10 protein-coding genes are annotated in these 11,643 nt (G+C 45.7%); 7 read left to right on the top strand and 3 right to left on the bottom strand.

All coding sequences use genetic code 11. The annotated features are described in order from the left end of the window. The 4 genes from QCH34_RS01275 to QCH34_RS01260 all read left to right on the top strand — a co-directional run. The coding region (locus tag QCH34_RS01275) for an N-6 DNA methylase (protein ID WP_300328798.1) at window positions 1-415 on the top strand (415 nt) is incomplete at its 5' end. Then, a complete protein-coding gene (locus tag QCH34_RS01270) occupies window positions 399-1,793 on the top strand; it encodes a restriction endonuclease subunit S (protein ID WP_300328794.1) in 1,395 nt (464 codons plus the stop codon). The genes QCH34_RS01275 and QCH34_RS01270, both read left to right, overlap by 17 nt. Before the next feature lie 51 nt (window positions 1,794-1,844). Beyond that, entirely contained in the window at window positions 1,845-3,368 is a 1,524-nt protein-coding gene (locus tag QCH34_RS01265) for a restriction endonuclease subunit S (RefSeq protein ID WP_300328792.1), read from the top strand. 24 nt (window positions 3,369-3,392) lie between these two features. After that, window positions 3,393-4,097, top strand: coding sequence for a hypothetical protein (locus QCH34_RS01260; RefSeq protein WP_300328789.1), 705 nt, complete (start codon window positions 3,393-3,395; stop codon window positions 4,095-4,097). A 312-nt stretch (window positions 4,098-4,409) separates the two neighbouring features. Here the strand turns inward: QCH34_RS01260 and QCH34_RS01255 are convergent, their stop codons facing one another. From QCH34_RS01255 to QCH34_RS01245, 3 genes are all read right to left on the bottom strand, one after another. Beyond that, window positions 4,410-5,279, bottom strand: a complete 870-nt coding sequence (locus QCH34_RS01255; RefSeq protein WP_300328786.1) for an ATP-binding protein — start codon at window positions 5,277-5,279, stop codon at window positions 4,410-4,412. 320 nt (window positions 5,280-5,599) lie between these two features. Then, on the bottom strand, window positions 5,600-7,513 hold the full coding sequence (locus QCH34_RS01250; RefSeq protein WP_300328783.1) for a tetratricopeptide repeat protein: 1,914 nt from the start codon (window positions 7,511-7,513) through the stop codon (window positions 5,600-5,602). Continuing rightward, the gene (locus QCH34_RS01245; protein ID WP_300328780.1) at window positions 7,513-8,055 is read right to left on the bottom strand and encodes a hypothetical protein; all 543 of its coding nucleotides are present in this window, start codon (window positions 8,053-8,055) and stop codon (window positions 7,513-7,515) included. Before QCH34_RS01245 ends, QCH34_RS01250 begins: the two co-directional genes overlap by 1 nt. A 115-nt stretch (window positions 8,056-8,170) precedes the next feature. Between QCH34_RS01245 and QCH34_RS01240 the strand changes: the two genes are divergently transcribed. The 3 genes from QCH34_RS01240 (at window position 8,171) to QCH34_RS01230 (ending at window position 11,497) form a co-directional block, all read left to right on the top strand. Then, window positions 8,171-8,773, top strand: coding sequence for a chromosome assembly protein (locus tag QCH34_RS01240; protein ID WP_300328777.1), 603 nt, complete (start codon window positions 8,171-8,173; stop codon window positions 8,771-8,773). A gap of 27 nt (window positions 8,774-8,800) precedes the next feature. After that, window positions 8,801-9,391: a hypothetical protein gene (locus tag QCH34_RS01235; protein ID WP_300328774.1), complete on the top strand. Its 591-nt coding sequence runs from the start codon at window positions 8,801-8,803 to the stop codon at window positions 9,389-9,391. A gap of 255 nt (window positions 9,392-9,646) precedes the next feature. Further along, the gene (locus QCH34_RS01230; RefSeq protein WP_300328771.1) at window positions 9,647-11,497 is read left to right on the top strand and encodes a zinc-ribbon domain-containing protein; all 1,851 of its coding nucleotides are present in this window, start codon (window positions 9,647-9,649) and stop codon (window positions 11,495-11,497) included. Window positions 11,498-11,643 lie beyond the last annotated feature (146 nt).

Here is an 11,643-nt window from a genome sequence, read left to right as displayed (position 1 = left end):
GGGCACCAAGACGAACGTGATTTTCTTCACCAGGGGCGCGCCCACCGAGCACACCTGGGTCTACGACGCCCGCACCAACGTGCCCAAGATCACCAAGAAGGACCGCCCCCTCACCCCGGAGCATTTCGCCGAGTTCGAGCACTGCTACGGCCCCGACCCCAACGCCCGGGCAAAGCGCAATGCCGCTGACTCCCCCGCCGACCGCTGGCGCTCGTTCCATATCACCGAGCTGCAGGAGCGAGACTACAAGATCGACTCGCTGAAGTGGCTGCGCGACGAGTCGCTGGAGTCCAGCGAGGACCTGCCACTTCCGGAGGAACTCGCTGCCGAGGCCATCGACGAACTCGAGGCCGCGGTCGACGAACTACAGGCGATTCTCGACCTGATGGGGAACGGGTATGCAACAGAAGAGTGAGCTGCCGGAGGGGTGGGAGACTTCAGATTTGGGCTCTCTCATCTCAATTGCCAGTGGAAAGTACATAAAAAGGGAAGACTATAGTAAAATTCCAGATCAGCCTTACCCTGTTGCAGGGGCAGGAGGGCCCATAGGCTATACTGATAGCTATAATTTCACATCACCAATTATTACCCTCGGTAGAGTTGGCGCAGCGGGAGCACTTACAGTATACAAAAAAAATGCCTGGGTTACTGACAACACTTTAGTTATAAAACCCAATTCTCAAGATTTGTTCAATTGGTTAATCAGGTATTTTCAGACCGTAGATTGGATTAGTATCCAGACTGGGAGCTCGCAACCTCTTATAACTCAAAAGATTGTCAAAGCCTTGACAATACCACTCCCCCCTCTCGCCGAACAGCACCGCATAGTCACCGCCATCGAGGCGCTGTTCGCCCGGCTGGACGCTGCACAAGCCCGCCTTGATAGGGTGCCGGGCATCCTACAGCAGTTCCGGCAGGCGGTGCTCGCTGCTGCGTGCGATGGGCGGCTGACGGAGGATTGGCGGGCGGAACATCCGAATATAGAGAATTCACGAAAATACCTTGAAATAACACTTAATACGCTATCGTCCGGAAAAAAGAAAATCCAAACGCCCGATACTTCTGGTTTAAATGATATACCCGATAAATGGTGTTGGGCAACCATAGAGCAACTGGCCTCACCAGAGGCTCGTTCTATCCAAAGTGGCCCTTTTGGCAGCAATCTACTTCATTCAGAGTTTCAAGATTCTGGGATTTTAGCAATTGGAATTGATAATGTACAGAACGGATTTTTTTCCTATGGAAAAGAACACCGAATAAGTCCGGAAAAATATGAAGAATTAAGAAAATACACTGCAAGGCCCCTGGATTTGTTAATCACTGTCATGGCAACAATTGGCAGATGTTGCGTCTTTCCCGAAAATTGTGAGACCGCAATTATCACCAAGCATGTCTATCGCATTACTTCGAATCAAGATTTAGTATCTCCCCATTATTTATTTCAAACACTGAGAGGAGCAATTCCTGTTCAGCAACAAATTCAAAATCAAATTCGAGGACAAACTCGTCCAGGAATAAATGGTACTATTTTAAAGTCGATTGCAATCCCCCTTCCACCTATCCCCGAACAGGATGAAATTGTCCACCGGGCCGACGCTCTCTTCGCCCTCGCAGACCAGATCGAGGCCCGCGTCGCCACCGCCAAAGAACGCACCGAAACACTCCGGCAGTCCATCCTCACCCAGGCATTTTCCGGGCAGCTGGTGCCTACCGAGGCGGAGCTGGCCCAGCGGGAGAGGCGAGAATATGAACCAGCACTAGTGCTGCTGGAGCGTATTAAATCTTCTATTTAAGAAAAATTTTAACAGATTACCCATAGTGATCGAAAAACAAGAGATAAAAAAATGCCGCAGAATAGTGAGTTGCCAGAAGGTTGGATTCAATCAACTATTAACGATATCTCCGATGAAATAAAATACGGATATACGGCTTCAGCTGATAAAAATAAAGTTGGACCTCATTTTTTGCGAATTACAGATATCCAGAATGATTTTGTTGATTGGAATGATGTTCCGTTTTGCAGCATCAAGGAAGAACAAATTTCCAAATATAAATTGGAGTCTGGAGACATTGTTTTTGCACGAACTGGTGCAACTACAGGCAAGAGCTATCTGATATCTTCCTGCCCAGATAGCATTTTTGCCTCGTATCTCATTCGGCTTAGACCAAACAGAAATGTCAATCAAAAATTCATGAGTCTATTTTTTAGCACATCCGAATATTGGACCCAAATTTCTCAGAATATTTCAGGAATTGCTCAGCCAAATTGTAATGCAACAAAATTAAAAGAGTTGAAAATCCCCCTCCCCCCTCTCGCCGAACAGCACCGCATCGTAGCTGCCATAGAGGCGTTGTTCGCCCGGCTGGACGCCGCACAGGCCCGCCTTGACAGGGTGCCGGGCATCGTGCAGCAGTTCAGGCAGGCGGTGCTCGCCGCTGCGTGCGAAGGGCGGCTGACGGAGGACTGGCGGTCGGAGAATCCGGACATTACAGATGCAAAAGAGGCTGTGGGAAATATCTTAAATCAAAAACGAATGGCTTGGGAAAGAGAACAAATACAGACTTTCCAAGATAAAGGAAAAACTCCGAAAAATTCGAAGTGGAAAGAAAAATATCGTGAACCAAAAGGAATAGAAATCAGTGATTTACCAATTGTTTCAGATAAATGGACTTGGGCTAGTATAGATCAGGTATCTGGTATCGAAGCAAATTCAATAACAGACGGTCCTTTTGGATCGAATCTGAAAACTGAGCATTATACTGATTCCGGTCCAAGAGTCATACGATTACAAAACTTAGGCGATGGTAATTTCATCGATGTGAAATCGCATATCTCAACAGATCATTTCACAAAATTAAAAAAACATCAAGTTTTTCCAAAGGATCTTGTTATTGGAACACTAGGTGACCCAATCCCTCGGGCTTGTCAAATCCCAGATGATTTCGGACCCGCAATTGTTAAAGCTGATTGCATTAGACTCAATCCGCATCAAGAAATTGCTAATAATAAATACGTCATCTTCGCGATCAATACTGAATCAACAAGGAAGAGAATGGTAGAATCGATTCACGGTGTGGGTCGAGCCAGGTTAAATTTGAGTAATATCAAATCTTTACCAATCCCCCTCCCTCCGCTTTCCGAACAGGATGAAATTGTCCACCGGGCCGACGCTCTATTCGCCCTCGCCGATCAGATCGAGGCCCGCATCACCGCTGCTAAAGAACGCACCGAAACACTCCGGCAGTCCATCCTCGCCCAGGCATTTTCCGGACAGCTGGTGTCCACCGAGGCAGAACTGGCCCGGCGGGAGGAACGGGAGTATGAACCAGCAAGTGTGCTGCTTGAGCGAATAAAGGCAAAAAAATGAAGAAAAGAACAAAGGTAAACAGAAATGAAGTGGCAGGTTGATCTTCACGGAGATGCGAATGATCTAGCAGAATTGAGTGAAATTCTCCAGTCAACTGACTTTCGTGTTCTCAATGAAGGTGAAAAATATCTACTTGAATTTACATCATTGGAGAATTCTTCCGATCATAAATCTGTCAAGGCAAAAGCCGATGAATTGTTGATCAATATCAATGCAGCAAGAAAACTACTTTTCAATTCGTCGGATTTGATAAAACGAGGAGGAATTCAATTCATTGATGAAGACGGTAAAAAGACAATTTTTCTTGAACCTTTAACCGCTTCAATTCATATACGCGCACGAGTCCAAGTGACCGTTACAAAAAAAGATGGAACTACTGTTGAATCTCCACCAGATAACAAAATTATCAAATTAATTCGGCTCGCACAAACAGATGAGAGAGTCCAGCGAGTTAATGAACTCATAGACCACGATTTCAACTCATTTGGTGTGCTCTATAATATTATTGAATTAGTCCAGGAAGACGGTTATGCACCTGTGAAGAAAAATGGAGAATTTTATAGCGAGATTGGGCGATTCAAACAAACAGCCCAGAGTTACGACGCAATTGGAAAAGAGGCCCGACATGCTCGAAAAAAATTTCAGAAACCTGAAAACCCGATGGAACTTCATGATGCACAAAATCTTGTAAAGACAATTGTACGGAAATGGATGAATTCAAAAATTTAAATTCTCACAATACCTTTCTCCTCCAAATTATTCATTCAATATTTGCTTCGTATCCACCCCAATTATTCCGCAATCCCACCACCGCTGTCACCCAGTAAAAGGCAAATAATGCAGTCACGTACACGTTCCGCTCCGCCACGCCGAAGGCCACCCAGAGCAGGTTGCCCACCACCCACGAGGCAGATCTGGCGCCCCGCACCTTCACCGACCGCTCTACTCCTGAAATTTATGATTAAGCGGAGATGTTTAACACATTTTTTTGCTGTAACAAACTGACGGAAAGTACATGTAAGTCCATGATATTGGTTCAGGTCACATCCCCCCATACTCCTCACTCCATTGCCTATACCGGTCCAGGTCGGCCTCGCGCACTGGCGAACGCACAATCTCAAATGCCTCCGTAAAATCACCGGCAAACAGACCTCTTGTCTTCAGCACTTGTTCACTCAACTCATCAAACGTGAGATCTGCGAGCTTCTCCAGTTGTGGATTTTCCTCGTGGATCATGGCCCAGATCGCTTGCTGGCAGAGGTTCTGAATATCTCTACCTGAATACCCCTGTTCCACACACCTCCTCCCAAGATCTGAAATTTCAAGATCAGCGACTTCAAGACCGCGCAGATGAAGTCTGATGATTGCTGCACAGGATGCCTCATCCGGAAGCGTCACAAAAATTCGCCGGGGAAAACGAGACAGAACTGCCGGATCAAGATCCCAGGGAGTATTGGTGGCTGCCATAGTGAGAAGAAGCCGATCAGCGTTCTTGTCTTGCAGTCCATCAAGTTCGGTGAGAAGAGAAGAGAGCAGCTTTCGTGTTGCTTCGCCGGTACCTTCACTTCTTGCTGAACCGAGCGCATCAAACTCATCAATAAACACAATCGAAGGTGCCCGCTTCCTTGCTGATGCGTAGAGAGAGGCAATGATCTTTGATGACTCCCCAAAATATTTTGAGAGAATACGATCGGCTTTCACATCAAAGAAAGTCGCATGCAGACTCCCTGCAGCCGCTGCTGCAATCATCGTCTTTCCCGTCCCTGGAGGGCCAAAGAGAAGAATTCCCTTCCATGGCTGGATTGCAGCAGGTTTCCGAAGACCCGCGATGACTACCGTTTCCTTTACCAGACGTTTAACCTCATCCAGACCACCGATATCATCCCACCTGACCGATGATGATGATATCAACGACGTTGCATCAAAATCCAGATCCGATTCATTCGCAGAATCCTGAGTTTCTGGTCGTCGGGAGGGATCTCTATTACTGATATCCAAGGACACCGGATTTTTTCCGGATGCAATAAATTCCCATTTTTTTGCATCTGAGAGGTATTTATTCCGAAATGATGGCGACTGCTCAGCTAATTTTTGACTCAGAATCGCACAGATATGGGCTTTCTCCCGGACTATGCGGGAATCATTTTCAGAACATGCTGCTCGATATTCCCGTATTGTTTTCTTCAGTTCTTTCGTCAGAAACCCACTGAGATCCACGTTCATATTATCCCCTATGCCAGCGCTCTGCGGAGGATTTCCTCTTTTAATAACTCTGCTTCATTGACGAACTCTTCAGGAATTTCATCAATTTCTTGTTGGATATAGAGATCCAGGTGATCCCTTTGATACCGGACTACCTCAAGAGTAGGACCACATACAAATTGTTCCAGATGAACGACTTTTTTGCGAGCCTCATGAAGTTCGCTTTGGGCCAAATGTTCTACATAACTATTTACGACAAAATATGCGGTACGATAATCAGCTTCGCAGGGAGCAAGATCATCTGGAGCGGCCGTGGGTTCATCCAGCTTTTTCAGGACATCGTCCGCGATACCGCCAATAGAGCGTTGCTTCCAGCGGAGTTCACTGTGGTAAAAAACGTGAACATTTGTGTGGTCATCCCGGCAGTTTCTCATTGCTTCCTTAACCCCGCTCCGAATCAAGGAGGTAGCAATTCCTGCATCTGCCCATCTCCCAACAGCCCATATCGAGGCACCCCGAACACGGTTACTTCGGGAACCAATCCCGGAAATGAGAATTCGCTCAAGATCTTTATTTTCCAAGAACGATTTATCAGAAACGGTTGAAAGTTCCCCAATCAGAGAAATCGCAGCTTTCCGAATTTCAAGGTTTCTGCTCTGGGCTGACTGCTTAAGATCGGTGATCAGGTCCGGAGCATCGCATATACTGTCGACATATCCTCGGAAGGCGATAGACCAGAGCGCCCATAGGGTACTCGCACGTACTCCGGTATCCGTATCCAGGATATGCCCAGCAAGGTTCACAACCCCATCGGCATGAACAATTGGCTCCGGGCTTGCATAAAAGGCAACTTTATCCAGAGCAAGGGCCGCTGAAGAACGGACTCCAGCATTACTGTCATCTAACAGCTGGATACAGGAGTGGATCATACCCGTTTCTGCCACTCGAATACCCTGTCCGACCTCAGCTATGACGGCAAGTGTCCATGCTGCTGCACTACGCACTTCTTCATTGGTATCGCCAAGATTTGCTGCAAGAAGGCCCAATACTCCAGATTCAGTGACTTCGTAGGAAAACCCGTGCAGTGCAAGATTACCAAGAATCCATTGAACTTGTTTCCGCACCTCCGGAACCGGATCACCCAGAGCAGACTCAAAGAGAGGAAAGGGCCGGTGTCTGATGATCTGGCCTGCCAGGTTCTTTTTCGCACAGATATCAAGATTATACGATGCTTCTGCACGCCCACTGTCATTTCCCGAGCGAAGTTGAGAGAGAAGAGCACCAATATCTTCCGGATCAATATCAGGCTCGTCCTTAATCCCCGGAGATTCGGCATCAATCTTCATACTGCAATCCTGTATTTTTTTATGTAAAGCTGCACGAAGTTCACTTGAACCTGTATCGATTAATCCGATAGCTCTTTCATACCTTTCCTTTGCATCTTTGTACAAACCACGGTCAAATAGAATATCTCCGGTTAAAATATACGGATGTTCAAAATAAGGACGCAAAAGTATTGCCTCTTCCGCTAGCTGAAATGCTTCATTTTTGTTACCTGTTTCATAAAAGCACTGTGCTTTACCATTTAAGGCAAATGGATGCCTTTTGATTTTTAAGGCTTGATTATAGTTAGAAATTGCTTTTTTATACGTTTTTTGTTCACGATGGACGTCTCCCCTACCTATATACGCGAATGGATATGATTTTGATCTGTCAAGGGAAGTAGCATGGTTATAGCATTTCAACGCCTCTTCAAGCCGACCCAGTTTTCTGAGCGCATTCCCTTTTTCATTCCACGCCCAGTATGATTGTGGTTTATATTTCAATGCATTATCAAATGACTTAATTGCCTCAAGAAATCGCGATGCTTTATATTGCGTTGTTCCAAGTCGATAATGATGAACATATTTTGAATGTGAATCAGTCTTTTTTTGACCAGCCATTATACCCCTCCCAGAAATGCTTTCAGCTCTTCGTCAATCCGCTCTGCAACAAAAGAGACCACATCACCAAAACCGCTCACGAAAATTGTCAATTTAGTTTTCCCTGGATGATCCGCCCAGACGAAACCTGTTGACGCCTGACCTTTCCGGGTATAGACTGTGTATGATTCTACGCCATCCCGAACTCCTTCATAACTACCATTGAGTTTATTGAGAATATATCGTAAGAATTGTCGGACAGTCTCTTGATCAATCTCTGCCTCATATCGAAGTGTTCGTGATACCTCTCCAACGTCCGGACTACATGCCTCTGCTTTGTACATCCGAACACTCTCGCTCCCCCTATCCAGTCGCGCATAAAGATCTTGCAGAAAGGCTTCGATATCGTCATCACTTGCCCGGATCAATACGCCTTTCTCTTTGCGCACGTTTTTCTTTGATTTCCACCGCTCGATGGTGGCATCAATCCGTTTACGTTCCGCGTCAGAGTGATAATCCACAACCAGGAGATAATCCATTCTTATTGGATCTGTACGCACCATTCCTATAAAAAAATACCTCCACATCGGAGCACTACATATTGGCCATTAATATTATCCTCCGTAAAGGAGGAAATTTTATATAGGATTGACGACAATTCGCGATCGGTGACACAAGATGAAAATCACAGAACATTTCCGCCGTAACCGGATTGAGAAACTCAAGGTTTCTGAACTGCAGGAAGAAGAACTCAAGCTCAAAAGTCGTATAAATCGCCTTCGTAAGGAAATCGACAGGATTGAACGAGAGAAGAAACAAAAATTCGGAGAAGGTGTTGGTGCCGACCTCATTAAAAAGAAGATGCTTGCACAAGAGCTCAAGCAGATGGACATGAGTGCCAAACTAAAGGTTCGTAACTTTATGGCACTGCACAAGCAGTACATGTTTATCTCAAACCTTGTGGTAATCAAGAAGTACCAGCGTGATCTCCAGAAAACACAAATTTGGGATAAGATTCAGAGTATATCACCCGATGCCTTTGAAAGTTCGCTCATCCAGGTAAATCTCGCAGGCAAGGGATTCGAGAACGTTGTTGACGATCTGAACCAGATCTTCGCTCTGGATATTGCGGACTCAGACAATGATCTCGATGAAGCTGAAAAGCAGATGTTTGAGATCTGGAACAGCGTTGAGACAGGAACTCTGGAGCTGGAAGAAGCAGGCGGTCTCTTTTCAATAGAAAAGGATCTTGAGAAAGCCATCGCGGAGCTAGAAGATTGAGAGAGTATCAGGTGGGTGCATCAATCGATGAGCATCTTCTCAAGGCTATTCCACACAACTCCTTTTGATTCGATGAATCTTGGGGAGCTCAGAAAGGCAGAATCTCAGATGAAGTATCAGATCCAGAAACTGCAGAACGAAAAAACAGATCTGGAACAGCAGATTAGAACACTCTTCTCGGCAGCATCATCCGGATGCGAAGAAGCGGGGACATCCTTCTATGCAAAACGTATCAGAGCAATTTCCGAGTCCTGGCAGCTTAAAGCCACTACATGCATGCATCTTGAGAAGGATCTTCGCGTGCTTTCGAATATCATCGCCATAAAGGAGCAGCAAACAACGCTGAAACGCTCGGGTGTCTGGAAGAAGATGCAGGCTATAGACCCAGATACACTCGAATGGTGGCTGGCAAAAGCCAGTTACAGCAAAGAAGAACACAGGGCTCTAATGGACGAACTTTCAGAGATCACCGCTGAACATATCTTTCAGGAAGTAACCGCTTCTGTTGAGGAATCATACATCGAATCACTCATTACCGAGATGCAAATGAATCGACTCACATTTGATTCTGTGGGAAATGATTTCTTTCGCACATTATCTTCAGGATTGAAAAAATGAGGAAACCACATCCGAATAAAATGAGCATGATTTATAATTAGTGAACGGCAATCACTCAAATGAGAGAAAAGGAATATAAATGGTTGTATTAAGCACGACCGATCGGGACAATGCAACCATTTTACTTGTATGCAAAATCCAGCCTGAATCGCTGAATTTGATACGCGCACATACCGATCGTCAAATATGCCCGTCTTAACCTGAAAAATTGCACTGTACGGGGTCCGAACAACGAGTGTATTACTGGTGATTATTATGGAACTATTCAAGGGGAAAATAGAAAAGATTGCAGAAAATGCTTCTGGAAGCAAACAATGCTTGAAATGTGGAAAAACGCTGGAACGGGATGCAAAATTCTGCTCGCAATGCGGAACAAAATCCGAAGCCTATGTATGCAATAATTGTGGTTCTTCCATTCCGCCGGATGCAAAATACTGCCCAGGTTGCGGAACAAGTGTGAGACCATCTCGACTGGGCAAATTTGTAGGATCAAATGAAGAGGATTTCACTCGCACCCGCCAGTGGAGGAGAAAACCGGGAGATTTTGCCAGCAGATTTGAAGTTGAAGACCTTCGTGGCATTTTCAAAAAGACGGTCACCGTGGCTGAAGGAACACGCGCTCTTCTGTTCCAGGGCGGTGCGTATCAGGGCGATCTCAGACCCGGCTATTATGATATCGGCACATTCCTTGAGGCCCACCTGCCAATCAATCTCGATGACCGCGCAACCATCGTTCTCGTTGACGACGGAATTGTCACCCTCGATTTCACCTTTGATAAGACACAGATCCGTACTGCCGATTCGATCCCGGTCGGGGTCAGCGGTACGCTGACCCTCAGAAACGCCGACTCAAAAAAATTTATTGACAATCTTCTGAAAGGAAAGAGTCAGATTCTTCTGACCGATCTTCAGGCCGATCTTTCGTATGATATTCAGAGCGTCGTCCAATCAACATTACGCGAGTATAGAATGGATGATCTCTATGGAAATCTTTCAGTGAAAGATGAGATTGAAGGTGGGGTTCAAACACGAGTCGCTCCAATCCTGCAAAATTATGGATTTTCCTTAGAACGTCTCAGGTTTGTCCGATACGATGAATCTGAATGGCAAGATATCATCGACGGGCGCATCGAAAGGACGAAGAAAGTTACAGCGACAGGACTGGACCTTGATACGGAACAAAAAATCCGGAAATTGCTGTCTGATGATGAAATCAGTAAACTTTCCGATAAGGAATCAGTTGATTCTTTTATCCATGAGCTTGCAAAGGCGGGCATTATTCGAGAGAATGATATCGAGGAGTTAAAGACTGAACTTATTCATAAAAGGGAAGATCAGGAATTTATCCGCGCAATTATCCTTGAGAAAGCTCAGCAGAAGCACCGTCACGATATTGAAGATACGGAACTAGGTCATGATTTGGATCATAAGGATAAAATTGCGGATCATGAGCGCGATCGTGATCGAAAAGATTTGATAGCTCTTATCGAGGCTAAAAAGAAATTAATTGAGGCAATTCTTCAAAAAAAGGCCGGAGAGCAGGAACTCGAACATAAGGACCAAGATCATGCCACCGAGAATGAAGGCAAGAGACTTAAAAATATTGACAATTCTTCGACAGAATCAAAAATTGTAATCACTGGTGATCCTAAAGCTGCAGAATATCTTACCAATATCGAGATAATGAGACGTGCTAACGCCCTTTCTCCTGAACAGATTCTCGCGCTCAATGCTAAGGATCCAGTTACAGCGGCAGAAGCATTGAAAGCGAAATTTGGTTCTGACAAGATGAAGGAACTATTCGATGCCCGACTGGAAGACCAGCAGAAATACATGGATATGATGCAGAAAACATTTGGGGAAAATGCAGATCGGCTGGCCGATGTAATGAATAAAGCTCTTGGTGCGATGGGCAGTACAGCAACGGCGCGTAGCAGCGCCCATCAAGCACAGGGCTCAACGGTTGTTGCCGGAGGCGGAGGCATGGGACAGCCGGTGATAATCAACCCAGTGCAACCGGATGAGAGTCTGATCTGCCCTGTATGTAAAACCAAAAACGACAGTTCAGACCAAATTTGTAAGGGATGCGGGGAGAAATTGAGGTAAGGTTGTTTCTCATGCAGTCCTTTTCTTTTTTCTGTATTCTTTTTCCTTCCAATTTGAAGGTGCCTGATACCCATGCTTAGAGAGGAAGATATCACCTGTGCCAAGGATCTGATCGCCATCGCAGAGGTGGTAATCGAAGGCGGTCC

The organism is Methanocalculus sp. (assembly GCF_029762515.1).
In the GTDB taxonomy this organism is placed as follows: domain Archaea; phylum Halobacteriota; class Methanomicrobia; order Methanomicrobiales; family Methanocorpusculaceae; genus Methanocalculus.
Note: the sequence above shows the minus strand (reverse complement) of the source record. Positions and strands in the feature narration are given on the sequence as shown.